The 24,677-nt window shown below is 72.0% G+C and carries 22 protein-coding genes; 20 read left to right on the top strand and 2 right to left on the bottom strand.

Annotation, left to right across the window (positions count from 1 at the left end):
* The first annotated feature begins 289 nt into the window (after positions 1–289).
* Positions 290–766 (top strand): hypothetical protein, encoded by a 477-nt coding sequence (locus BG482_RS19040; RefSeq protein ID WP_370745830.1) that lies wholly within the window; start codon positions 290–292, stop codon positions 764–766.
* Positions 767–814: 48 nt separating this feature from the next.
* Here BG482_RS19040 and BG482_RS19035 read toward each other — a convergent pair whose 3' ends face one another.
* The gene (locus BG482_RS19035; protein ID WP_069770270.1) at positions 815–1,267 is read right to left on the bottom strand and encodes a flavodoxin family protein; all 453 of its coding nucleotides are present in this window, start codon (positions 1,265–1,267) and stop codon (positions 815–817) included.
* Positions 1,268–1,449: 182 nt separating this feature from the next.
* Between BG482_RS19035 and BG482_RS19030 the strand changes: the two genes are divergently transcribed.
* The 19 genes from BG482_RS19030 (at position 1,450) to BG482_RS18940 (ending at position 22,135) form a co-directional block, all read left to right on the top strand.
* Positions 1,450–2,016 (top strand): protealysin inhibitor emfourin, encoded by a 567-nt coding sequence (locus BG482_RS19030; RefSeq protein ID WP_256096406.1) that lies wholly within the window; start codon positions 1,450–1,452, stop codon positions 2,014–2,016.
* 188 nt (positions 2,017–2,204) lie between these two features.
* On the top strand, positions 2,205–3,347 hold the full coding sequence (locus BG482_RS19025) for a LacI family DNA-binding transcriptional regulator (protein WP_079141912.1): 1,143 nt from the start codon (positions 2,205–2,207) through the stop codon (positions 3,345–3,347).
* 277 nt (positions 3,348–3,624) lie between these two features.
* Positions 3,625–5,019 carry an ABC transporter substrate-binding protein gene (locus BG482_RS19020; protein ID WP_069770268.1) on the top strand — a complete coding sequence of 465 codons (1,395 nt, stop codon included), beginning with the start codon at positions 3,625–3,627 and terminating at the stop codon, positions 5,017–5,019.
* 1 nt (position 5,020) lies between these two features.
* Positions 5,021–5,899 (top strand): carbohydrate ABC transporter permease, encoded by an 879-nt coding sequence (locus BG482_RS19015; RefSeq protein WP_069770267.1) that lies wholly within the window; start codon positions 5,021–5,023, stop codon positions 5,897–5,899.
* Entirely contained in the window at positions 5,896–6,840 is a 945-nt protein-coding gene (locus tag BG482_RS19010; protein ID WP_079141910.1) for a carbohydrate ABC transporter permease, read from the top strand. The genes BG482_RS19015 and BG482_RS19010 overlap by 4 nt, the downstream gene beginning before the upstream one ends.
* 35 nt (positions 6,841–6,875) lie before the next feature.
* Positions 6,876–9,011, top strand: a complete 2,136-nt coding sequence (locus BG482_RS19005; RefSeq protein ID WP_069770266.1) for a beta-galactosidase — start codon at positions 6,876–6,878, stop codon at positions 9,009–9,011.
* Between the two features lie 103 nt (positions 9,012–9,114).
* Positions 9,115–10,866 (top strand): RICIN domain-containing protein, encoded by a 1,752-nt coding sequence (locus BG482_RS19000; protein ID WP_069770343.1) that lies wholly within the window; start codon positions 9,115–9,117, stop codon positions 10,864–10,866.
* A gap of 274 nt (positions 10,867–11,140) precedes the next feature.
* Positions 11,141–11,515: a hypothetical protein gene (locus BG482_RS18995; RefSeq protein WP_069770265.1), complete on the top strand. Its 375-nt coding sequence runs from the start codon at positions 11,141–11,143 to the stop codon at positions 11,513–11,515.
* A 211-nt stretch (positions 11,516–11,726) separates the two neighbouring features.
* Positions 11,727–12,095 (top strand): helix-turn-helix transcriptional regulator, encoded by a 369-nt coding sequence (locus BG482_RS18990; RefSeq protein ID WP_069770264.1) that lies wholly within the window; start codon positions 11,727–11,729, stop codon positions 12,093–12,095.
* Positions 12,096–12,447: 352 nt separating this feature from the next.
* A complete protein-coding gene (locus BG482_RS18985; RefSeq protein WP_069770263.1) occupies positions 12,448–12,915 on the top strand; it encodes a hypothetical protein in 468 nt (155 codons plus the stop codon).
* A 435-nt stretch (positions 12,916–13,350) separates the two neighbouring features.
* Positions 13,351–14,799 carry an ATP-binding protein gene (locus BG482_RS18980; RefSeq protein WP_069770262.1) on the top strand — a complete coding sequence of 483 codons (1,449 nt, stop codon included), beginning with the start codon at positions 13,351–13,353 and terminating at the stop codon, positions 14,797–14,799.
* On the top strand, positions 14,796–15,218 hold the full coding sequence (locus BG482_RS18975; RefSeq protein WP_069770261.1) for a roadblock/LC7 domain-containing protein: 423 nt from the start codon (positions 14,796–14,798) through the stop codon (positions 15,216–15,218). Before BG482_RS18980 ends, BG482_RS18975 begins: the two co-directional genes overlap by 4 nt.
* Entirely contained in the window at positions 15,215–15,580 is a 366-nt protein-coding gene (locus BG482_RS18970) for a DUF742 domain-containing protein (protein ID WP_069770260.1), read from the top strand. The genes BG482_RS18975 and BG482_RS18970 overlap by 4 nt, the downstream gene beginning before the upstream one ends.
* Positions 15,549–16,175: an ATP/GTP-binding protein gene (locus BG482_RS18965; protein ID WP_069770259.1), complete on the top strand. Its 627-nt coding sequence runs from the start codon at positions 15,549–15,551 to the stop codon at positions 16,173–16,175. The genes BG482_RS18970 and BG482_RS18965 overlap by 32 nt, the downstream gene beginning before the upstream one ends.
* Positions 16,172–17,434: a cytochrome P450 gene (locus tag BG482_RS18960; protein ID WP_069770258.1), complete on the top strand. Its 1,263-nt coding sequence runs from the start codon at positions 16,172–16,174 to the stop codon at positions 17,432–17,434. The genes BG482_RS18965 and BG482_RS18960 overlap by 4 nt, the downstream gene beginning before the upstream one ends.
* Complete coding sequence (locus tag BG482_RS18955) at positions 17,431–18,663, top strand: cytochrome P450 (RefSeq protein ID WP_069770257.1); 1,233 nt, start codon at positions 17,431–17,433, stop codon at positions 18,661–18,663. Before BG482_RS18960 ends, BG482_RS18955 begins: the two co-directional genes overlap by 4 nt.
* 597 nt (positions 18,664–19,260) lie before the next feature.
* Positions 19,261–19,881: an L-threonylcarbamoyladenylate synthase gene (locus BG482_RS18950; protein WP_069770256.1), complete on the top strand. Its 621-nt coding sequence runs from the start codon at positions 19,261–19,263 to the stop codon at positions 19,879–19,881.
* A 129-nt stretch (positions 19,882–20,010) separates the two neighbouring features.
* Entirely contained in the window at positions 20,011–20,766 is a 756-nt protein-coding gene (locus BG482_RS18945) for a dienelactone hydrolase family protein (RefSeq protein ID WP_069770255.1), read from the top strand.
* A 178-nt stretch (positions 20,767–20,944) separates the two neighbouring features.
* Positions 20,945–22,135 carry a glycoside hydrolase family 64 protein gene (locus BG482_RS18940; RefSeq protein ID WP_069770254.1) on the top strand — a complete coding sequence of 397 codons (1,191 nt, stop codon included), beginning with the start codon at positions 20,945–20,947 and terminating at the stop codon, positions 22,133–22,135.
* 66 nt (positions 22,136–22,201) lie between these two features.
* Here BG482_RS18940 and BG482_RS18935 read toward each other — a convergent pair whose 3' ends face one another.
* Positions 22,202–24,604, bottom strand: a complete 2,403-nt coding sequence (locus BG482_RS18935; RefSeq protein ID WP_069770253.1) for a M4 family metallopeptidase — start codon at positions 24,602–24,604, stop codon at positions 22,202–22,204.
* Positions 24,605–24,677 lie beyond the last annotated feature (73 nt).

The raw sequence follows: 24,677 nt of genomic DNA, 5'->3' as shown, positions 1-24,677 counted from the left end.
CACAGGGCCGCTGCCCGGAAGGGTGAATGCCGCCGTCCGCACGGCCTGCCCTGGCACGACGTGCAGCACCCTGTGAGTTCAGAGGTCGACGGACAGCGGCGGCCGACCCCCCGGGGGCACGGTGGAAGGACGGCGGCGGTGTCGTGCTCGCCGACCCCGGCCGACGTCGCGCGCCGCCGCTGTGGGCCGTTCGAGTGGTCGCCTTCCGCTCGCGGTCGTAGCGTCGGTAGAGGACCCCGGCAGGACGCGGCACACCGGCGCGTCACTGCCCGGCCGGGTGGGAGCGGACATGCGACACATGCGACACACGACGCGAACAGCGGTCACGATCTGTGCGGCGCTGGGCCTCACGGCGACCGTCGGCTCGGCCGCGGCCGCGCCGGCCTCGTCGCCGCCCGCTGCGCATCCGGCCGTGGCGCGGCAGATCCGGCCGCCGGTCCTGGTCGACTGCTTCGGACACGCCCGGGTGCGGCCCAGCCGCTTCATCCTGGCCTGCGGCGACGGCAACAGCCGCCTCGTGTCCATGCACTGGTACAGCTGGGGCGCGCGCTCGGCGCGCGGCGCCGGGGTCAACGTCGTCAACGACTGCGTTCCGTACTGCGCGGCCGGCCGCTTCCACCGGTATCCCGTCGTGGTGAAGCTGGACCGGCCGCAGCCCTGGAAGAAGCGCCCCCAGGTGCAGCACTACAGCCGCATCACGCTCTTCTATCCGAAGGACAGGCCGGCGCACGTGGGACGGGTCGTGACGTATCCGCTCTGGAACTGATCCCGTCCGCCCGGCCCGGGCGGCCGCCGGCGCTCGGTCCGGCGCGGGTCAGTCCATGAGCCCGGCCGCGACGGTCGCCCCCAGTTCCCAGCAGGCCTCCAGGTCGCCTCGGTCCGGTTCCCCCGTGACGGTGACCGGCTCGGCCGCGCGCCGCCAGCCCAGGCCCGTGGTGACGGTCTCGACGGCGCGCACCGCCCCCGTGACGTCGTTGCCGCCGTGCACGTAGTAGCCGAAGGGCCGGCCCCGGGTGGCGTCGAGGCACGGATAGTAGATCTGGTCGAAGAAGTGCTTGAGCGCGCCGGACATGTAGCCGAGGTTGGCCGGGGTGCCCAGCAGAAAGGCGTCGGCTGCCAGGACGTCGGAGGCGGTCGCGGCGAGGGCCGCGCGGCGCTCGACGCGGACGCCCTCGATCTCCGGCGCCGTCGCGCCCGAGACGACCGCTTCGAAGAGAGCCTGGCAGTGGGGTGAGGGGGTGTGATGAACGATCAGCAAGGTGGCCACGGCACGGAACCCTGCCCGCTCCCCCGGCCCGGCCGCAAGCGACGCCACCGTGACCCGGACCGGGCCCGGGGCGGCCGCGTCGGCCGCAGTTCGGCCGACGGCGCCGCACCCCGCGAACTCAGGGCATGGCCAAGCCGTATGACGGGTACTCAGAGGCACACGCGACACTCAGGGAGGACGACGTGCTGACTCGGGGCTCGGCGATCGTGTGCACGGCCGCGATGGCGCTGGCGCTGGCCGGCTGCTCCGCCGGGCGCGACGGCAGGGCGGCGGAGCCGACGGACGAGGCCACCGTCGGCGTGACGGTCTCCGACGCCCCGCCGCCGTCCGCCCCGGCCTCCCCCTCCTCCCCCGCCGCCTCCCCCAGCGCCCCGAACCCGGGCACGGTCCCCTCGGCGTCGGCCACCGGGCAGAGCGGCCGGAAACTGGTGACGATGACGATCAGCGGGGGCTTCGCCGGGGTGAACCGCGAGGTGGTCCTGCGGGGCGACGGGACCGTCCGCACCACCGACCGGGGCGCCTCCGGAGTGCGTCGCACGACCGCGGCCCAGTTCACGAGGCTGCGCACCCTGCTCGCGGATCCGGCGCTCGACGCGGTCCCCGCGTCCTCGCTGGACCGGGGCGCCGCGGACAGGTTCCGGTACACGCTCCAGTTCGACGGGCGGACGGTCACCACCGACCGCACCGCGGACAAGCCGGCGCTGAAGCGTCTCATCGACGCCCTGGAGACGTGGCTGTCGAAGAACTGACCTCCAGGGCGGCCGGCGCCCCGCCCCCCCGAGTGCGGCGGATGCGGTCCCACCTCTTGACGGCCGCCGTATGACTGCGTAGACATGTCAGCGCAGACATGACTGCGCAGTCATGTGACGGAGGTCCGACCCGGACGTCCGGCAGGGTCTGGCACCATCGTGGGGACGCACGGCTACCGGGAGACACCATGACGCGAGCAACAGGGCGAGGCGGGAACTCCGCCGCGCCACGCAGCGTGGACGTGGCCCGTCTGGCCGGCGTCTCGCAGAAGACGGTGTCGCGGGTCTTCAACGACGAGCAGTACGTCTCCGCCGAGGTGCGCCGACGCGTCCTCGAAGCCGCGGAAGAGCTCGGATACCGGCGCAACAACGCCGCCCGGGCCCTGGCCTCCGGGCGCACCCGCTCGATCGGCGTGGTGACGCTCGGCACGGCCCTGTACGGTCCCGCCTCGCTGCTCATGGGCGTCGAGCGGGCCGTCCGGGACACGGGATACGCGCTGCGGGTGGTCAACACGGTGGAAGGCGATCCCGCAGGCATCGCGGGCGCCGTGGACTCGCTCCTGGACCAGGGCGTGGACGGCATCGTCATCTCCGAACCCATCGACGAACAGGCGGCCGGCGGCGACGTCGCCCTGCGCGTCGGCGTCCCCGTCCTGGTCCTCGGCGCCCCGTCGCCCGTCGCCGCGCCCACCGTGCTGACGGCGGGCGACGGGGCCGACCTCATGGCCCACGTGGCCACCGAACACCTGCTGGGCCTGGGCCATACGACGGTCCATCACCTCGCGGGTCCGCAGGCCTGGTACGCCGCCCGGGACCGGCTGGACGGCTGGCGGACGGCGCTGACCGCGCACGGCCGGGACGTCCCACCGGTCGTCGAGGGCGACTGGTCGGCCGCCTCCGGTTACGTGGCCGGCCGCGAGCTGGCCGCGGACGGCGACGTCACGGCGGTGTTCGCCGCCAACGACGACATGGCGATCGGTCTCATCCGTGCGCTGACGGAGGCCGGACGTCGGGTGCCGCACGACGTGAGCGTCGTCGGTTTCGACGACGTGCCGGTCGCCCCCTATGTGACTCCTCCGCTGACCACCGTGCCGCAGCGCTTCGACGCCGTGGCGCAGGAGGGCATCAAGCGACTGGTGCACGCCATCGAGAACCCGGACGCGGCCCCCTTGCCGGCGAGCGACCCACCGGTCGACCTCGTCGTCCGCGCCTCGACCGCGCCCCCGCCGAACCGGACGACCCCGGGTCGCGGACGGCCCGCCGCATCCCGGTCCGGCGGCGCCGCGCACACTCCGCCGCACGCGAACGGAGGCCGCTCCACGCCGCAGTGACCAGCACGACCGGCCGGCCGCACGCACGGCCGCTCGCATGACCACGGGACGAGCCGCCGCACGGTCCGCGCCGCTGACCACCGTCCCTGCGCCGAAGACGCACCCGGCCGCCGCCCGGCGCGGCAGTCACTGAGCCGGGCCCGGCGACCTCGCGCCCCCTTCACCGCCTCGACCGCTCAGGCGATCCAGCCCCGGTCCTCGCGTTCACACCTTCCTCCACCATGCCTCCGCACGCCCGTCAGGCGTGCCGTGCCCATCGCCTCGGCGGGAGTTCACCATGCCTCAGAACCCTTTCACGTCGCTGTCCGGCCGCTCCTCGATGAGCCGGCGTCTGTTCCTCACCACTACGGGCGCGCTGTCGCTCGGCGCCGCCCTCACCGCATGCGGCGGCGACTCCGGCGGTTCCCCGGTGTCCGCGAAGCCGGTCAGCCAGGCCGACATCGACAAAGCGATGAAGACGCCGACCGAGCTGACGTTCTGGACCTGGGTCCCGAACATCGACAAGGAGGTCGCGCTCTTCGAGAAGCGGTACCCGGCGATCAAGGTCAAGGTCGTCAACGCGGGCCAGGGCACCCCGCAGTACACCAAGCTGCGCACCGCGCTGAAGGCCGGCAGCGGCGCCCCGGACATGGTCCAGATCGAGTACCAGGCCATTCCGACCTTCACCATCACCGACAGTCTGCTGGATCTGCGTCCCTACGGGGCGTCCGCGCTGAAGTCCACCTTCGTGGACTGGACTTGGGGCCAGGTCACCGGCGGCCACGGCGAGGTGTGGGCGATCCCGCAGGACACCGGCCCGATGGGCATGCTGTACCGGCAGGACATCTTCGACGCGCACGGCATCGACGTGCCCACGACGTGGGACGAGTTCGCCGCGGCGGCGCGCAAGCTGCACAAGGCCGACCCGGACGTCTACCTCACCAACCTCGCGGCCAACCAGGTCGCCGCCTGGCACGGGCTGCTCTGGCAGGCGGGCGCGAAGCCGTACGCCACCTCCGGCAGGAGCGACATCGCCATCAGCGTCGACGACGCCGTCTCCAAGAAGCTCGGCGCCTACTGGGGCGGGCTCGCGAAGGAAGGCGTCATCGGCGTCGAGCCCGACTTCACAGACTCCTGGTACGCGGCTCTCAACCGGGGCAAGTACGCCACCTGGATCACCGCGGCCTGGGGCCCGGTCTTCCTCTCCGGCTCCGCCAAGGCCACCGCGGGCAAGTGGCGGGCCGCCCCGCTGCCGCAGTGGGACGCCGCCAAGCCCAGCTCGGGCAACTGGGGCGGTTCGACCACCGCCGTCATCCGCGGCACCAAGAACCCCGTCGCCGCCGCGCTGTTCGCGCAGTTCCTCAACAGCGACCCGGCCAGCGCGAAGATGTTCGCCACCGAGCAGTTCTTCTTCCCGGCGACCAAGGCCCTGCTCACCGACGCCTCGTTCGTCTCCGACGCCCCTGCCTTCTACGGCGGCCAGAAGGTCAACCAGGTCTTCGCCGACATCAGCGCCACGGTCAACTCCTCTTTCCAGTGGCCCCCGTTCCTCGACCAGGCGGCGACCGACTGGACCGAGACAGTGGGCAAGTCCCTCGCCGGCAAGGGCGACACGGTCGCGGCCCTCGGCACCTGGCAGTCACGGCTCACCACGTACGCCAAGGGCCAGGGCTTCACCGTCAAGGGGAGCTGACATGGCTGCCGCACACCGTCGCCGGGCGGCGGGTCCGCTGTTCGTCGCGCCGTTCATGGTGCTGTTCCTGCTGCTCTTCCTCGCCCCCCTCGGCTACGCCGCCTACCTCAGCCTGTTCCAGGAACGGCTCATCGGCGGCACGGCCTTCGTCGGGCTCGACAACTACGTCCAGGCCCTGAGCGATCCGCAGTTCCTGCACGGCATCGGACGCGTCGCGCTGTTCTTCGTGATCCAGGTGCCGGTGATGCTGCTGTTCGCGCTCGTGTTCGCGCTGGCCCTCGACAGCGGGCTGCTCCGGCTCGCCCGGTTCATCCGGCTCGGCATCTTCGTCCCGTACGCCGTTCCCAGCGTGGTCGCCGCGCTCATGTGGGGCTATCTGTACGGGCCGGACTTCGGGCCCTTCGCCCAGCTCAGCCGCGATCTGAGTCTGCCCGTTCCGGACTTCCTCAGCGACAGCTGGATGCTGGGCAGCCTGGCGAACATCGTGACCTGGGAGTTCGTCGGCTACAACATGATCATCCTGTACGCCGCCCTGCGCACCGTCCCCGAGGAGTTGTACGAGGCGGCCGCGGTCGACGGGGCCGGCGCCTGGCGGACCGCCTGGTCGATCAAACTGCCGGCCCTGCGCCCGGCGCTGATGCTCACCCTGCTGTTCTCGGTGATCGGCAGCTTCCAGCTGTTCAACGAGCCGAAGCTGCTGATGACCATCGCCCCGGACGTGATCAGCAGCTCCTACACCGCCAACCTCTACGCCTACACGCTCGCCTTCACCGGACAGCAGGTCAACTACGCGGCCACGGTCTCCTTCCTCCTCGGCCTCGCCATCGTGATCGCCTCCTATGCCGTCCTGCTCACCGCGAACCGCAGGAGGACCCCGTGACGACCACGACCTCCACCACCCCCACGGGGGCCACGGCCGTGCCGACGGCGAAGCCTTCCCCGGCCGCACCGCCCCGGCGCGGATCCGCCTCCCGGCGCCGCAGCACCCCGCTGACGATCGCCATGCTGGCCGCCCTGGCGTACTTCCTCCTCCCCTTGTTCTGGCTGCTCGTGGCCTCCACCAAGAGCACCCGGGACCTGTTCAACAGCTTCGGCCTGTGGTTCTCGCACGCCCCGCAGTTGCTGACCAACGTCCGGCAGACCTTCGCCCAGGACGACGGCGTCTACGTGCACTGGCTGCTCAACACGGTCATGTACGCGGGTGTCAGCGCGGTCGGGGCCGCGCTGCTCGCGGCGGCCGGCGGGTACGGTTTCGCGAAGTTCCGCTTCCGCGGCGACCGGACCGCCTTCCACCTGGTGCTCGGCGCGGTCATGGTCCCGACCACCGCGCTGGCGATCCCGACCTATCTCCTCTTCGCCAAGGCGGGTCTGGTCAACACCCCGTGGGCGGTGATCCTGCCCTCCCTGGTCAATCCCTTCGGTCTCTACCTGATGCGCGTCTACGCGCAGGACGCCGTCCCGGACAGCGTGCTGGAGGCCGCCCGCATCGACGGGGCGGGCGAGGCCCGGATCTTCTTCCGGATCGCCCTGCGGCTGCTGGCGCCCGGCCTGGTGACGGTCCTGCTGTTCACCCTGGTCGCGACCTGGAACAACTACTTCCTGCCGCTGATCATGCTGAACGACCCGGATCTGTACCCCGTCACCGTCGGCCTGTCCTCCTGGGCCGCGCAGGCGCAGAACGGCGGGGCGGGCTCCAGCAGCGACATGCTCGCCCTGGTCGTGACCGGCTCACTCCTGTCGATCGTGCCGCTCGTCGTGGCGTTCCTGCTGCTCCAGCGCTACTGGCAGAGCGGCCTGGCCGCCGGCGGCGTCAAGCAGTGACCCCTTCCCCCCTCGCTCCTGCGGAGGTTTCCCTCATGGCGGCTCTGCCTGCCCGCGTCCTCTTCGGCGCCGCGTACTACCACGAATACCGGCCCCCCTACGGCGCCGACCGGCCCGACGACCGGCTCAGGACCGACCTCGATCTGATGGCCGACGCGCACGTCACCGTCATCCGGGTCGGCGAGTCGGTGTGGTCGACCTGGGAGCCGGAGAACGGGCGCTTCGACCTCGACTGGCTCCAGCCGGTCCTCGACGGCGCGCACGAGCGGGGCATCTCCGTCGTCCTCGGGACGCCGACGTACGCCGTGCCCCCGTGGCTGGCCCGTCAGTACCCCGAGATCGCGGGCGAGCGGCGCACCGGTGAGCGCATCGGCTGGGGTGCACGGCAGGAGGTCGACTTCACCCACCCCGCCTTCCGCTTCCACGCCGAGCGGATCATCCGCAAGATCGTCGCCCGGTACGCCGACCACCCGGCGGTGATCGGCTTCCAGGTGGACAACGAACCCGGCAACGAACTCCTGCACAACCACGGCGTCTTCCAGCGCTTCGTGGACCACCTGCGCGAGCGGTACGGCGACGTCGAGACCCTCAACCGCGAATGGGGGCTGGTGTACTGGTCGCACCGGCTGTCGACCTGGGCCGACCTGTGGACGCCGGACGGCAACGCGCAGCCGCAGTACGACGTCGCCTGGCGCGCCTTCCAGGCCCGTCAGGTCACGGAGTTCATCGGCTGGCAGGCCGACATCGTCCGCGAGTACGCCGGGCCCGAGCAGTTCGTCACCACCTGCATCTCCTACACCCGGCCCGCCGTGGAGGACGACGAGCTGACCGACTGCCTCGACATCGCCTCCGGGAACCCGTACTACGGCATGCAGGACGCTCTGCTGCTGCCCGACCCCACGCCCGACAGCCATGAGCAGAAGTGGCAGACGGCGGGTGTGTGGTCGCTGTACCAGAGCGCCGACTGGATGTTCTCCTCGCGTCAGGAGCCGTTCCTGGTCACCGAGACCAACGCGGGCTCCATCGGCTTCCCCTGGGACAACCGGCCCGCCTACGACGGCCAGTGGCGACAGGCGGCCTGGGCGCTCGTCGCGCGGGGGGCCCGCATGATCGAGTACTGGCACTGGAACACCCTGCATTTCGGCGCCGAGACCTACTGGGGCGGCGTCCTCCCGCACACCGGCCTGCCCGGCCGCACCTATGGTGAACTCGCCCGGCTGGGAGCCGAGTTCGAGGCCGCGGGCGACCTGGTCGCCGGACTCGAACCGGACGCGGACCTGACGATGGTGTACTCGACGCCGAGCAAGTGGCTGATGCAGAAGCACCCGCCGCTGACCGGGCCGGACGGCGAGCCCGACCCGGCCGCCTACCACCGCTTCTTCGATCCCTTCTACCGGGGAGCGTTCGATGCCGGCCGGCAGGTGCGCATCGTGCACGCCCGCCAGTTGCACGATCCGCGCGGGCAAGGGGAGGGACTGACGCCGGAGGAGGCCGCCGGCCGTCATCCCGTGCTCGTGGTACCGGCGTTGTACCTCGCGGCCGACTCGACCCTCGACTGGTTCGCGGCCTATGCCGAGGCCGGCGGCCACCTCGTGCTCGGCCCGCGCACCGGCTACGCCGACCACGAGGCACGGGCCCGGCACGAAGCGGCCCCGGGCCGTCTGACCCACGTCGCGGGCGTGCGCTACGACGAGTTCAGCAATCTCGTCGCAGAGGTCCCCGTGCGGTCCGCGTCCGGGGGTCCGATCGAGGTGCCGGAGGGCGCGACGGCCACCCGTTGGGCCGACGGTCTCACCGTCATCGACGCCGAGGCGCTCGTCACGTACGACCACCCGCACTTCGGACGCTGGCCCGCGGTCACCACCCGTCGTCACGGCGCGGGCCGGGTCACGTACGTGGGCACCGCGCCCGGGCGCGACCTCGCCAGGGCGCTCGCGGAGTGGCTGGCGCCGGCCGCGCGGCACACCTGGCGCGATCTCCCGGCCTCGGTCACCGCGACCACCGGAACCGCACCGGACGGACGCCGTGTGCACATCGTCCACAACTGGAGCTGGGAGCCGGTGAGCGTCGCCGCCCCGGTCGGCCTCTCCGACGTGCTGACCCGCGCCGTCGTCCCCGCCGGCGCCGCACTCGACCTGGGCCCCTGGGACGTACGCGTCCTCGTCGCCTGAATCCCCACCCGCCACGGACATCGGCGGGGCCGTCCCCCGAGGAGGGGCTGTGCAGAGCAGAACACTGAGCCGGACGCTGGGAACCGCCGTCGCGGCGACCGTCATGCTGGCGGTTCCCATGACCGGCGCGCAGGCGTACGACCCGACGGGCGGAACCCTCTACCAGCTCGGCAGCGAGCCGTGCCTGAAGGGGCGGGGCAACTGCGCCGTCTACCCGAAGTCGGCGGAGCTGCCGAGCGGACGTCTGGTCGCGTCGTTCGAGAAGTCCACGGTCGTCCCCGCGACGGGCAGCGCCGACGGACAGACCCTGCCCGTCTACAAGAGCGACGACGACGGCACCTCGTGGCAGCCGCTGTCGGAGGTCAAGGCGCCGGCGTACCTCTCCGAGGACCCCCGCTACGCGAAGTACACGAGCAACTGGACCAACCCGTACCTCTACGTCCTGCCGCAGAAGGTCGGTGCGCTCAAGAAGGGCACGCTGCTCCTGGCGAGCGTGGTGTCGGGGGACGACTACTACTACAAGGAGCACAAGGCGGCCGACCCCGCCTGGACGCCGGACAACGACGGCGACCGCAGGGATCTGGCGATCGCCCTGTACTCGAGCGTCGACGACGGCAGGACGTGGCGGGTCGTCAACGTCGTCGCCACCGGCGGCTGGCAGGGCGGCAGCGCCGGCGCGATCGGCCGGAACGTCGCCGCCGCGAACACGAACAAGCAGGTCGATCCCCTCTGGGAGCCGTACCTGATGGTCTACCAGGGCAAACTGGTCTGCTACTACTCCGACGAACACGATTACACGGGCTTCGATCCGGTCACCGGCGTGCCGACCCCGGACCCCGCCGACGACACCGCCGCGGACTCGCACGGTCAGATCCTCGTGCACCGGACCTGGAACGGGAACAGCGCGGACTGGAGCGCGCCCGTCGTCGACGTCGCCGGCTCGGTGCAGGACATGGGCGGCGGGAAGAAGGAGATCGGCGGCGGCAGGCCGGGCATGACGAACGTCGTGCGCACGACGGACGGACGGTGGCTGCTCACCTTCGAGTACTGGGGCGGCGGCGCCAACACCCGGTACCTGCTCGCGGACGACCCGCTGAGGTTCTTCCGCGGCTCCGCCACCGGCATGGCCGTCACCTCGCTGCCGGTCGTGGCGGGCTCCCGGCCTCTCGCGACCGGCGGCAGCCCGGTCGTCATCGCGCTTCCCGACGGACGTCTGGTCTACAACGCGGCGGGCAGCGGGGACGTCTGGGTCGACGACAGCGGACGCGGCGACGGCGTGTGGAAGGAGTACCAGACCACCTCGCCCGCCGGATACAGCCGCAACCTGCAGTACGTGGACGTGACCGGACGTGTCGCCGTCCTCAACAACCAGGGCACGTCGACGATCGCCCACGCGGAGGTCGACCTCGGCGACTCGCGCGGCGCGTACTACCGGCTGGTGAACCGCAGGACCGGCCAGGTGATCGGCACCGGCAACCGGACCAACGACGCGAACCTCGGCAACGCGGACGTGCCCGACGTGGTCCTGGAGGACGCCGGCGCGGCGGCGATCACGGACACGCAGTACTGGCACGTGACGACCGAGCCGAACGGTGGAGTGACCCTGCTGAACAAGTCGGGCGGCCGTGCGGCGGCCATCTGGACCGGCAGCGCCACCGCGGGCCAGAAGATCGGCCAGTGGGTCGACGACAGCGCCACCGGCAGCTGGAACCTCGTCAAGACCGCCGACGGGTTCCACCGGCTCCAGGCCGTCAGGAACACGAGCCTGTACCTGACCGGTGCGTCCGCCGGGGCGCAGCTGACGTTGCAGAACGCGCTCACGGACGGTTCACAGGACTGGAAGCTCGTCCCGTAGGCCGTGACAGCGCTGCACACGGCGCACGGCGCACGGCAGACACGCGGGCGGCCATCGGTGCGATGGCCGCCCGGCCGGCCGTCGCGCGCTCACCCTCGACGGTCCGCTCAGATCTAGCATGCACACGATCAAAAAGGGTCTCGGATCCCCGCGTTCCGGAGTTCCTTGCGCCAGTCCCGGAGCACGTCACCCTCTCGGGGGACGGTCTCCGTACGGTCGACGCACCAGCGGGGCCGGAGGAGACCGGGCCCGTGCAACCGGCGGGAGCAGCGCCATGGCGAATGTGGAGATCTCTATGAAGGAGACGATGACCGCGGTGGAGGGGGCGCTGGGGGTCGCCGTCGTGGACTACACCAGCGGTATGGCACTCGGCACGCTCGGCGGCGGCAAGGACCTCGATCTGAACGTCGCCGCGGCCGGCAACACCGATGTGATCCGCGCCAAGGTCCGCACCATGGAACACCTGGGCCTGAAGGGGGAGATCGAGGACATCCTGATCACGCTGGCGACCCAGTACCACCTGATCCGGCTCCTCAAGGGCCGGACCGGCAGCGGGCTGTTCATCTACCTGGTGCTGGACCGCGGCAGGTCCAACCTGGCCATGGCCCGTCACCAGCTGAAGCGGATCGAGGCCGAACTCGAGGTGTAGAGGATCTGACGGCCCTGGACCTCGCATGCCCTGGATGTGAAGATTTCTTCATCTCGACACATCCAGATCAGCGCATCACACGGGTGTACGGGGCGGGTAGCCGTCAGGATCGGGACGAAGCACTCGCGCGCGGCGGCGCACGGCCGGCGGGGCGGGCCGCCGTGGCAGCGAGGATCACGCACCGAACGCGGCAGGGAGCGAGCGATTGACCATGCAGGTTCCCCTCTACCAGGCCAAGGCCGAGTTCTTCCGCATGCTCGGGCACCCGGTGCGCATCAGGGTCCTCGAACTGCTGCAGGGCGGCCCCGTCGCCGTGCGGGACCTGCTCACCGAGATCGAGATCGAACCCTCCAGCCTGTCCCAGCAGTTGGCTGTACTGCGGCGCTCCGGGATCGTCGTCTCGATCCGTGAGGGATCGACGGTCAGCTACGCGCTGGCAGGCGGTGACGTGGCCGAGCTGCTGCGCGCCGCCCGCCGCATCCTCACCGAACTCCTCGCGGGGCAGAACGAGTTGCTGGCCGAACTGCGCCAGGCCGAACCGCCGTTGCCGGTGCCGCAGCGCAGCGCGGGCCCGAGCTGAGCCACGCCCGCGGGCGGGACTCCCGTCCGGGGGTGCGCAGGGGCGCACGAAGCGGCACACACAGCGGCATATGGAGGGCCAGGCGATCGTGATCGTGCGCACCGTCCTGGCCCTTCGGCCTGCCGCGGCCGGCCGCCGTCGAGACGCGCGCGGCAGCCTCCGGGCGAAGCCGATGAACCGGGAGGCCACGGGCTCGGGGGAGCCGTGACCCGAGCCGAACAGCGGCGCGGACATCGAACGAAACACACCGAAACGCCAGGGTTCGCCACCCCTTCCGCCACCTAGAAATATCTACCAGCATGCATATGCCCGGTTGGCATGCGGCCACCGGCGGACGTCAGACGGAGCGGACATGAGCGATGCGATGTGGATGCGCGGAGTGGAGTGGCTCTCCGCCGCCGCGACGGACCCCCGACTGTGCAAGCGGGAATGGGACCAGGGCGACGGGGTGGCGCTGCTGGAGGCGGGGCGCTACTGGGACGTGCTCAGCGTGCCGGACCGGCTGGGCCTGCTCGCACTGGATCTGCTGTGGCAGGCGTCGCGTCCCGTGCCGGGGCCGACGCTGGTCGACACCGCCGCGCACCGGGTGGGCTTCTTCCTGCCGCCCGATCCCGCCACCCGGTGGATCGGGGCGGGACTGCGGCGCGCGAGCCGGGGTTCGTGGGTGGCGGTGCCTCCGCCCTACCGGGCCGCCCGCTTCGTGGAGTGGCTGGTGCCGCCGGACGGGACGGGCGCCCTGCACGCGCCCGGAACGCTGGAACTGGCGTTGAGGCAGGCCAACGGCACGCTGGCCGTACTGTCACCGGCGATCGGGGTGTGACCCGTCGGACGGGCCGGCCCGGCGGCGGGCGCGAGCTCGGCTTCGAGCGGCCCCTGCCTCGGCCGAGCGCCGTTCAGGCGCCGGCTCCTCGTTCGGCGCGGAAGGTGGAGCGGCCGGGCAACCGAGGTCGGCGCGCCTGAGCCGGACCGGTCCCACCATCGGCCCCGCCCGCCCCGCCGCCCCGCCCCGTCGCGGACCGGTGCCCTGATCCGCACACCCGAGGGGTCGTCCAATTCGCTTGCGGCGTAAGGCAATTCCGACAGTCGACGCAGAAGTGAACAGATACCGGGCACTTTCCGAGCCAAGTCCGGCTCGACCGTGCGGGATCGATCAATGACGGTGTGTACTGTGCTGCGAGTGCCCGATCCGAGCCCGCCGGAACCGCCCCTGCCCTGAACGCCGCGACGCCGCCCGACCTCCCCTGGAACCGAATCCATGATCGAATTACCGGACCTCGTGGCCGGCGCCCTGGCCGCCGGCACCCTGTCCGCGTTCGCCCTCGGCGGCGGGCTGGTGCGTTCACGGCGGCGACAGAACCGGCAGCTCGCGGAGATCGCCGCGCTGCGCACCCGACTCGACGGCACCGCACGGGCGTTCACGGCCGAGGTCGAGCATCTGGCCACGCAGCGCGTGCCCGCCGCCGCCCGTCAGGTGGCCCACCCGCACCTGTCCGTGCCGGGACCCCTCCAGCCGCTCACCGCCGGCACCCCGCTGGGCATCGCCCTGGAGAACGTGGTGCTGGCGCTGCAGTCCGAGGCCGCCGCCCAGCGCACCCGGATCGACGCCGCGGCGCAGGCCGGCATGCGGGGCGCCGTCCGGGAGATCCAGGCGGCCCTGTACCGGCTGCAGGACGCGCTGCGCGGCCTCCAACAGCGTTACGACGAACCGGAACTGGCGCAGACCCTGTTCCGGCTGGACCACGAGAACGAGCAGTCGCTGCGCCGCGCGCAGGTCGCGGCCGTGGTGTGCGGCGCCTGGGTGGGGCTGGCACGCGAGGAGTCGCACCTGGTGGATGCGGTGACCGGCGGCCAGGCGCGGCTCGCGGGCTACCACCGGGTACAGGTCCACAACCACCTCGAACCCGGAACGGCCCTGGTCTCGCACGCCGTCGAGCCGGTGGCCGTCATCGTCGCGGAGCTGCTCGACAACGCGCTCCGGCACTCCTCCCCCGACACCGACGTCACGGTCAGCCTGGAGCACGTCCATCACGGGGTGTGCGTCACCGTCGACGACGCGGGCCTGGGCATGACACACGACGAACGGGACCGCGCCCAGCGGCTGGTGGCCGGCGACGATCCCATCCTGCTCACCGACCTCGGCGACCCGCCGCGCATGGGCCTCGCCGCGATCGGCCGGCTGACCAGGCAGTTCGACCTGAGCGTCGACCTCTCCTCGGCCTCCCCCTACGGCGGCGTGCGCGCGGTGCTGCGGGTCGACAGCCACCTCCTCAGTCACCTCGACCCGACCGACCGGCCGCCGGCCGCCAGCGCCTCGCGCACCACGCGCGCCACGCGCAGGACCGCCCCCGACCGGCCCGCCGCCCCCACCCCCGCCCACGCGTACGGGACGGAGGCCGGCGCCCCGGAAGCGCCGCCCGGGCACCGGGAATCGCGGGACGGCAACGGCGACGGCGATGGACTGCCGCAGCGACGGCGCCGCACGAGGACGCCGGCGCCGACACCGGCAGCCGCGCCGGCGCGCAGTCCCGCACGCCGCCCGGAGGAGGCCGCGGCCGCCCTCGGCGCGCTGCAGTCCGGCACGGCGGCGGCGCGCGCCGCCGCCGGGAACCCCGGCGAGAGCGCCCACCCGGACGCCGCGGCCGGCCACACCGACCGGAACGACCACACCGACCACACCGACGACGAAGGGGGCGCGGCCAGATGACCAGCCGCAACACGGGCGACACGGCATGGGTGCTGGAGCCGATCCTCCAGGTGCCGCATGTGCTGGCCGCCGTCATGCTGACCCGGGACGGTCTTGTGACGGGGTACACCGACGCCCTGTCCCAGCCCTCGGCCGAGCGGGTGGCCGCCATCACCAGCACCGTGCAGGGCGCCTGCCGCACGGCGGCGGCCGCGTTCGCCGACCGGGAGCGCGCCGAGGTACGGCAGATCGTCATCGAGTCCGACCACGGATACGTGCTGATCGTGCCGACGGACCACGGCACCTGCGTGGCCGCGTACGGCGACGCGGAGGTGCGGCTGGACCTGCTGGCGCACCGGCTGCACTCGCAGGTGGCACGACTGGGCGAGAAGGCCATGGCGGCCGCGGCCCGAGGAGCCGACGACAACCCTCCGGCATGACCGACCGCCCGGCCGGCCGCCCCCTGGTTCCCGCCTACCTGTCGACCGGCGGCGTGGCCCGGCCCAGCCGCCCGCACCTGGAGCGGCTCTCGGTGCTCGCCCGCAGCGGCGAGCCGCCGCCCGCAGGCCTCCCCGCCGCCGAACTCGCCCTGCTGGACAGTCTGGAGGGCGGTTCGCTCGCCGTCGTGGAGGCGGCGGCGCTGCTCAGGCTGCCGGTCTCCGCCGTGCGGGTGCTGGCGGCCGACCTCGTCGACCGGGACCTGGTCCTCGCCCGCGCCCCGATTCCGCCCGCCGAACGGTACGACCCCGATCTGCTGAAAAGAGTGGCCGATGGCCTCCGCGCCCTCAAGCTCCGCCGGTAGCGCCGGCGCCACCGGCGCCGTCCACCTGCCCGACACCGACCGCGACCTGGTGAAGATCCTGGTCGCGGGACCGTTCGGGGTGGGCAAGACGACCCTCATCGACTCGGTGTCGGAGATCCGGCCGCTGCACACCGAGGAACCCCTGTCCGAGGCGTCCGCGGGGGTGGACGACCTGGCCGGCGTGCGGGAGAAGTCCACGACCACCGTCGCCATCGACTTCGGCCGCATCAGTCTGCCCGGCGACGTCGTGCTGTACCTGTTCGGCACGCCCGGACAGGAGCGCTTCCGAGCGCTGTGGGACGACATCGCCCACGGGGCGCTGGGGGCGCTCGTCCTGGTCGACAGCCGTCGGCTCGACGCGTCGTTCGACGTGCTGGGGCTGGTCGAGGAGAGCGGACTGCCGTACGCGGTGGCCTTCAACGCCTTCCCCGACGCACCGCGCCACTACGGCGAGGAACGGCTGCGCCGGGCGTTGGACCTGGAGCCGGGGACGCCGATGGTGACCTGCGACGCCCGCGACGCGAACTCCTCGGTCGACGCGCTGCTCGCGTTGGTCGACCATCTCGTCGGACGCTTTCCGTTGGAGGCCCGGTGACCGTCTTTCCCGCCGACCGGCGCGACTTCACGCGCACCGTACCCGTGCGGCTGTGGGAGGACGGCTTCGCGTCGGACCCGCACCGCTACTACACCGCGCTGCGCTCCCAAGGGGTCGTCGGATGGGCCGAGTTGGCGCCCGGGGTGTCCGCATACGTGGTCACCGACCGGCGGGCTGCGCTGGACGTGCTGCACGACACGGAGACGTTCTCGCACGATCCGCGGGCCTGGGAGGCCACCGTGCCCGCCGACTCGCCGGTGCTGGGCATGATGCGGTGGCGGCCCAACGCCCTGTTCTCCGACGGCGCGGAGCACCTGCGCTACCGGACCACCCTCATCGACGTCTTCGACCTGGTCGAACCGCACGACCTGCGCGGGCGGGTGCACCGGGCGGTGCGGCTGCTGGCCGGCCGTATCGGTCCGCGCGGCGAGGCCGACCTGGTCGCCGACTTCGCCCGCCCGCTGATGGCCCTGGTGCTCAACGACCTGTTCGGGCTGCCCGACAGCCAGGGCGACCGGCTCAACGAGGGCCTGGGCAAGATGATGGAGGGCGGGGCGCAGGCCACCGAGGGCGAGGCGCAGTACGCCCAGTACGTGCTGGAGCTCATCGCCGCCAAGGCCGGCCGGCGCGGCGACGACCTGCCCAGCCATCTGCTGGACCATCCGGCCGGACTGACCCGGGAGGAGGTCACCTGGCAGGTGTTCCTCACCCTCGGCGCCGGGTACGAGCCGACCGCCAACCTCCTGTCGAACACCCTGTCCAGGATCCTGGGCAACCCCGCGTACTACTCCACGCTCACCAGCGGCGCCCGTCCGGTCATGGACGCGGTGGTGGAGGTGCTGCACCACGAGACTCCGCTGGCGAACTACGGCGTCTACTACGTCCGCAGGCCCGTCTCCTTCCACGGGGTGTGGCTGCGCGAGGCGGTGCCGGTCGTGGTCTCGTACGGGGCGCTCGGGCGGTTCGCCGAGCGGGAGGACGTCTCCGGCCGGCATCCCGCCGACGCCTCGCATCTGTCGTGGGGCGCCGGGGCGCACGCCTGTCCGGTCAAGCAGCACACACTGCTGCTCGTCACCGAGGCGATCGAGCAACTCACCCAGTGGCTGCCCGACTTGGACCCTGTGCTGCCCCGCGAGCGGCTGGCGTGGCGGCCGGGCCCGTTCCACCGCTCGCTGAGCGCGCTGCCCGTCCGTTTCAGCCCGCGCTCCCCCGGCACCGCACCCGCCGCCTCCTCCCCGTCGCAAGGAGCCCGTCCGTGACCGTGACCGACCGCATCGCCCTCGACCCGTTCGGCGCCGATGTGCACGCCGAGAGCGCCCGGCTGCGCGCCCTCGGCCCGATCGTGCCCGTCGAGCTGCCCGGCGGCATTCCGGCCTGGGCGCCCACCGGGTACGACACCCTCAAGGCGCTGATCCTGGATCCGCGGGTCAGCAAGGATCCCCGACGGCACTGGCGGCACTGGCCGGAGCTGGGCGAGCACCCTTCCTGGGGCTGGATCCTGGGCTGGGTCGGCGTGATCAACATGCTGTCCACGTACGGCGCCGACCACGCGCGGCTGCGGCGGCTGGTGGCGCCGAGCTTCACCCACCGGCGCACCGAGGCGCTGCGCGAGCGCGTGGAGGCGATCACCACGGAGCTGCTCGACGCCCTCGACCAGGGCGGTGACAGCGAGGAGGCAGTGGATCTGAGGGCCGCGTTCGCCCACCCTCTGCCGATGCGGATCATCTGCGAACTCTTCGGCATTCCGGAGGAGTTGAGGCCGGCCACCGGCCGGCTCATCGCGGCGATCATGGACACCTCCGATCCGAGTCCGGAGCACGCCGCGTTCGTGCAGGAGCAGATCGGCACGGTGCTGGGCTCGCTCATCGCCCACAAGCGCGAGCAGCCCGGCGACGACCTCACCACCGAGCTGATCCGGGTGCGCGACGAGGAGGGCGACCGGCTGAGCGACGAGGAGCTGCTCTATACGTTGCTGCTGGTCATCGGGGCCGGATTCGAGACGACCGTGAACCTCGTCGGGAACGCGACGGTGGCGCTGCTGCGCCGGCCCGAGCAGTTGGCGGCCGTGCGCCGGGGCGAGATCGGCTGGGACGCCGTCGTGGACGAGACGCTGCGGCTGTACCCGTCGATCGCCACGCTGCCGCTGCGCTTCGCGGTCAGCGATCTGAAGGTCGGGGACGTGACGATCCCGGCCGGCGACGCCATCATCACGACCTACGCGGCGGCGAACGCGGACCCCGCCCACTACGGTCCGGACGCCGAGGAGTTCGACGCGGCCCGCGGCGCGGAGGACCATCTGGCCTTCGGGATCGGCGTGCACCGGTGCATCGGGGCGCCCCTGGCCCGCATGGAGGCGCTGACGGCGCTGCCCGCGCTGTTCGAGCGGTTCCCCGGGCTGCGGCTGGACACGACGGCCGGCGATCTGCGGCAGGTGCCCTCGTTCATCGCGAGCGGCTGGCGGGAGATCCCGGTCCGCCTGCGCGACTGATCCTGGTTCGGTGGCGCGGCTGACCCCGGTCGGGATACGCGGCCGATGCCGGTCCGGCGGCGTGGCTGAACGGACACGGGGTGCGAGCGCTCCGACAGGTCCGGCCGCGCGGGCCGGGGGCCGCGCGGACCGCGTACGCCGGGGCAGGTCGAGGTGCCCGACCGCCAGGGGGGCGAGTCCGCCTCGGCCTCCCCGGGGAAGACCGAGGCCGGGACCCGAGCGCCGCGTGTCCGCCCACCGCCCAGGCCGTGGCCCCTGCCCGGCGGTCGCGCCGCCCCTCACCCCGCTGCCCTCGCCGGGCCGCGGCATCCCGTAGCGCCAGGGCCCCGCACCGCCGCCTCGCCGCCGAGGCCGGCACAGCAGGCCGCATCACCGGGCCTCCGCGGGCCGAGCGCGACGGGCGACGCCCCTACGGCGGCGCAGGAGGAGTCGACGGCGACGCAGGCCGAGTCGCTGGACCAGGCGGGGCGGGCCGAGGCGCGGGGCGGCCGCGCCACTGCCGCCGGGTCCGGCGCGGGCCGGTCGAGTCCGGGCCGGTCGACGTCCGCGGGACGGTCCAGCGCGGTCCCGTCCCTCGGCACGGCATAAGCTCAGCCAATGGCGAAGTACTACGACGTGCACCCCGACAACCCCCAGCCGCGCACCATCTCCCAGGTCGCGGCCGCCATCCGGGCGGACTCGCTGATCGCGTATCCGACGGATTCCTGCTACGCCCTGGGCTGCCGGCTGGGCAGCAAGGACGGCATCGACCGCATCCGGTCCATCCGCGACCTCGACGACCGCCACCACTTCACACTGGTCTGCCAGGACTTCGCGCAGCTCGGACAGTTCGTCCGGGTCGACAAGGACGTGTTCCGCGCGATCAAGGCGTCGACGCCCGGCAGTTACACCTTCATCCTCCCGGCGACGAAGGAGGTGCCGCGCATGCTCCAGCACCCGAAGAAGAAGACCGTGGGCGTGCGCATCCCCGACCACGTCGTCACCCAGGCCCTGCTGGCCGAGCTCGGCGAACCGCTGCTGTCCAGCACCCTGTTGCTGCCCGGCGAGGACGAGCCGATGACCCAGGGCTGGGAGATCAAGGACAGGCTCGATCACGTGGTGGACGCCGTGCTCGACTCCGGGGACTGCGGGACCGAGCCGACGACGGTGATCGACTTCTCCGAGGGAGAGGCCGAGATCGTGCGGCGCGGGGCGGGCGACGCCTCGCGGTTCGAGTAGCGGGACCTGGCCGGGGGCCCTCGCGATCGGATGAATGCTGCGTGCAACGATGAGCCCGTGTCACCCGCCCGGCCCCGCCGGGCCCGCTCGACCACTCGTCGCCGTGCGCCGCGCAGAGAGGCTTCCCCCATGACCGCCGTACAGGGAACAGCAGTGGACATCACCACCGAGGACGGCGTCGCCGACGCCTATCTCGCCCGCCCCGGTGACGGCGCGCCCCGCCCGGGCGTGCTGCTCTACCAGGACGCCTTCGGACTGCGTCCGCACCTGCGGGCGATGGCCGACCGGCTGGCCGAAGCCGGTTACGCGGTGCTGGTCCCCAACCTGTTCTACCGTCACGGACGCGCCCCCGTGATGGAGTTGCCCGAGTTCATCGACCCCGCGGCGCGCCCGGAGATCTTCGAGACGCTGTACCCGTACGTGCTCGCGCTCACCCCCGAGCTGATCGTCCGGGACGCCGACGCGTATCTGCGGTGGATGGAGGAGAGCCCCCTGGTCGCGGACGGCCCGGTCGCGGTGACCGGGTACTGCATGGGCGCCCGGCTCACCCTGGCCACCGCCGGCGCGCACCCGGACCGGATCGCGGCGGCGGCCGGTTTCCACGGCAGCCGTCTCGTCACCGACGCGCCGGACAGCCCGCACCTGGCCGCGGAGCACATCACGTGCGAGGTGTACTTCGGTCACGCCGACAACGACCGGGGTCTGCCGCCGGAGCAGATCGCGCGCTTCGAGGAAGCCCTCACGGCCGCCGGCGTCCGGCACACCTGCGAGGTCTACGCCGGCGCCGAGCACGGTTACACGCAGGCCGACACCTCCGCGTACGACGAGGCGGCTGCCGAGCGGCACTGGGTCGCGCTGCTGGACCTGCTGAAGCGGGCCTTCTGAACCGTCCGCCGGATCACGGGCCACCCTCGGCCCGCCCGGAACGCCCGCGGCCCGGAGCGGCCGCGGGCGTCCTCTTTTGTTGAAATCGTTGACATGGGCACAACCCGATGCGACGTTGAGAGCGCTCTCAGGATGGTACGGACCAACCCCACAGGCCTACCCCGCACGGAGGTGGAGAGTGCTCACAAGGATCACCTTCAGACTGCTGGGAGCGGTCGCCCTCGTCGGCGCACTGCTCACCCTCGGACCCCCGCCGGTCGCCCGGGCCGCCGTCCCGGACACCGTCCCACTGAAGATCACCAACAACTCGGGCCGCGGCGAGCCCGTCTACGTGTACAACCTCGGCACCCAGCTGTCGTCCGGCCGCCAGGGCTGGGCGGACGCGAACGGCGGCTTCCACGCCTGGCCCGCGGGCGGCAACCCGCCCACCCCGGCGCCCGACGCGTCGATCGCCGGACCGGCCGCCGGACGGTCGACCACGATCCGGATGCCCAAGTTCTCCGGCCGGATCTACTTCTCGTACGGGCAGAAGCTCGACTTCCGGCTGACCACCGGCGGGCTGGTGCAGCCGGCCGTGCAGAACCCGAGCGACCCCAACCGCGCCATCCTGTTCAACTGGTCGGAGTACACGCTGAACGACTCCGGGCTCTGGCTCAACAGCACCCAGGTCGACATGTTCTCCGCGCCGTACGCGGTCGGGGTGCAGCGCTCCGACGGGGTCACCGTCAGCACCGGACATCTCAAGCCCGGCGGCTACACCGGCTTCTTCAACGCCCTGCGCGGCCAGCCCGGCGGCTGGGCGAACCTGATCCAGACCCGCTCCGACGGCACCGTGCTGCGTGCGCTCTCCCCCCTGTACGGGGTGGAGACCGGGGCGCTCCCGGCCGGCGTCATGGACGACTACGTCAACCGTGTGTGGCAGAAATACGCGACGACGACGCTGACCGTGACCCCGTTCGCCGACCAGCCGGGCACGAAGTACTACGGCCGGGTCTCGGGCGGGGTCATGAACTTCACCAACGCCTCCGGAGCCGTCGTCACCAGCTTCCAGAAGCCGGACGCGGCCAGTGTGTTCGGCTGTCACCGGCTGCTGGACGCCCCGAACGACGCCGTGCGCGGGCCGATCTCGCGGACCCTGTGCGCGGGCTTCAACCGCTCCACGCTGCTGGTGAACCCCGCACAGCCGGACACCACGACGGCGAACTTCTACCAGGACACGGTGACCAACCACTACGCACGCAAGATCCACGCGCAGATGGCCGACGGGAAGGCGTACGCGTTCGCCTTCGACGACGTCGGACACCAGGAGTCGCTCGTCCACGACGGCTCTCCGCTCCAGGCGTACCTGACGCTCGACCCGTTGAGCTGAGCGGACACGACGGCGTCCCGCCCACGGACCATCCGTGGGCGGGACGCCGTCGTCAGCGGGAACGGATCAGCCGGTGGTGACGGCGGTGTCGTCCACGACGAAACTGGTCTGGAGAGAGGAGTCCTCGACGCCGGAGAACTTCAGGGTCACGGTGGAGCCCGCGAAGGACCCGAGGCTGAAGGACTTCTGCACGTAGCCGGAGGCCGCGTTCAGGTTGGAGTACGTGGCCAGCGTGGTCGATCCGGCCGTGACCGTCAGCTTGTCGTACTGAGTTGCGGCGGTGGTCTCGGCGGTGTCGACGTGCAGGTAGAACGTGAACGTGGTGTTGGTGCAGCCGCTCGGGATCGTCACCGACTGCGAGAGCGTGTCGGTGTGGGTCGACCCGTAGCCGTCGAGCCACGCCTTGTAGGAGCCGGTGCGGGCCGCCTGGCTGCTGGAGTTGGTGATGACTCCGCTGGAGGCGGTCCAGGTGGTGCTGCCCGACTCGAAGCCCGCGTTGCCCAGCAGCTGTGTGGCGGTGCAGGTGCCGCCGCCGGAGGGGTTGACCGTCCAGGTGAAGGCCGCGGTGCCGGTCGCGCCGGTCGAGTCGGTCACCGTCACGGTGGTGCTGGAGGAGCCGGCCGTGGTCGGCGTGCCGGAGATCAGGCCGGTCGAGGAGTTGATCGACAGGCCCGCGGGCAGTCCGGTGGCGGCGTACGTCAGCGAGCCGCTGTTCGTGCTGCTCGCCGAGATCTGCAGGCTCACCGCGGTGCCGACCTTCGAGGTCTGGCCGCCCGGGTTGGTGACCGAGACGCCCGTCGACGGGACGGTGATGTGACCGCCGACGTTGATGCCGGCGAACGCGTTGCCGACGCCGGCGTACTGGGTGGAGCTGGAGCCGTACAGCGCCGCGGCCGCGTTCAGGGCCGCGGTGCGGGCGCCCGCGTAGTCGGTGCTGGACGTCATGTACGTCGTCAGCGCCTTGTACCAGATCTGCAGCGCGGCGGCCCGGCCGATGCCCGCGACGGCGACGCCGTCGGAGGTCGTGCTGTTGTAGGTGACGCCGTTGATGGTCTTGGTGCCACTGCCCTCGGAGAGCAGGTAGAACATGTGGTTGGCCGGGCCCGAGGAGTAGTGCACGTCGAGGTTGCCGACGCCGGAGTACCAGCTGTCGGCGGAGCCGCCGTCCTTGCTGGGCTTGTCCATGTAGCGCAGCGGGCTGCCGTCGCCGTTGATGTCGATCTTCTCGCCGATGAGGTAGTCGCCCACGTCGGAGGAGTTGTTGGCGTAGAACTCCACGCCGGTACCGAAGATGTCGGAGGTGGCCTCGTTCAGGCCGCCCGACTCACCGGTGTAGTCGAGGCCCGCGGTGTTGGAGGTGACGCCGTGGCTCATCTCGTGGCCGGCCACGTCCAGCGAGGTCAGCGCATGGGTGTTGCCGGTGCCGTCGCCGTAGGTCATGCAGAAGCAGTCGTCGTCCCAGAACGCGTTGACGTACGCCGAGCCGTAGTGGACGCGGGAGTAGGCGGCGACGCCGTTGTTCTTGATGCCGCTGCGGCCGAAGGTGTTCTTGTAGAAGTCCCAGGTGGTCTGGGCGCCGTAGGCGGCGTCCGCGCCGGCCGTCTGGGTGTTGGAGCCGGAGCCCGTGCCCCACACGTCGTCCGCGTCCGTCATCAGCGTGCCGGTGCCGGACGTGCCGTTGTTGAGGCTGTACGTCTTGTGACCGCCCCGCGTGGTGTCGTACAGCTGGTACGTCGACCCGGACAGCGTGGTGGACAGGCTGACCGCGCCGCTGTACTGGGTGTTGCCTGTGCCGGTCTCGACGCCCTGGTAGCGGGAGAGTTCGGTGCCGGTGGCGGCATCGGTGATGACGTGCAGCTTGCTCGGCGTTCCGTCGTCCTGCAGCCCGCTGACCACGGTCTCCCAGGCGAGCTTCGGGGCGCCCGAGCCGGCCCAGATCACCTTGCGGGCGCTCTTGGCGGCCGGGTCCTTCGCGTCGAGCGCCCGGGCGGCCTTGAGCGCCTTGGTCTCCGCCGCCGCCTTGCTGTACGCGGCGGTCGTGGAGGTGACCGAGACGGTACGGCGGTTGTTGTTGAAGGTCGTGCTCACCGTGCCGGCGGCCGACGAAGCCGGGGGTGTGTGCACGACGAGGTCGCCGCCGAGCACGGGCAGCCCCGCGTAGGTGCGCTCGTAACGCGTGTGCACGGTGCCGTCGTTGTCCTTCACGACGTCCTTGACGACCAGCTTCTCCTGGGCGCCCAGGCCCAGGGACTGCGCGGTCTGCGCCGTCTTCGCCTCGGCGTTCCTGATCAGGCCGGCGTGCTGGGCGGGCGTGAGGCCGGCGGGCAGGCCGCCGGTGCGCAGGGGGGTGGGGTGGGGGGCTGCGGGCGCCGCGGTCGCCGGAACCGACTGGACTCCGAGGGCCAGGAGGGCGGCGGTGGAGAGCAGGGCTGCTCCGACCGCGGTCCGCTTGCGGGGGTTGGGTCTCACTCGTTCTCCTACTGCTGCGGCCGGTGGGATCGGCCGGTGACAGACCGGGCAGACGGGTGTGCTGTCCGGGACG

Origin of the sequence: Streptomyces sp. LUP30, assembly GCF_001746365.1 — a bacterium.
Classification (GTDB): Bacteria; Actinomycetota; Actinomycetes; order Streptomycetales; family Streptomycetaceae; genus Streptomyces.
The sequence above is the reverse complement of the archived record's forward strand: the minus strand, read 5'-3'. Positions and strand labels throughout refer to the sequence as shown.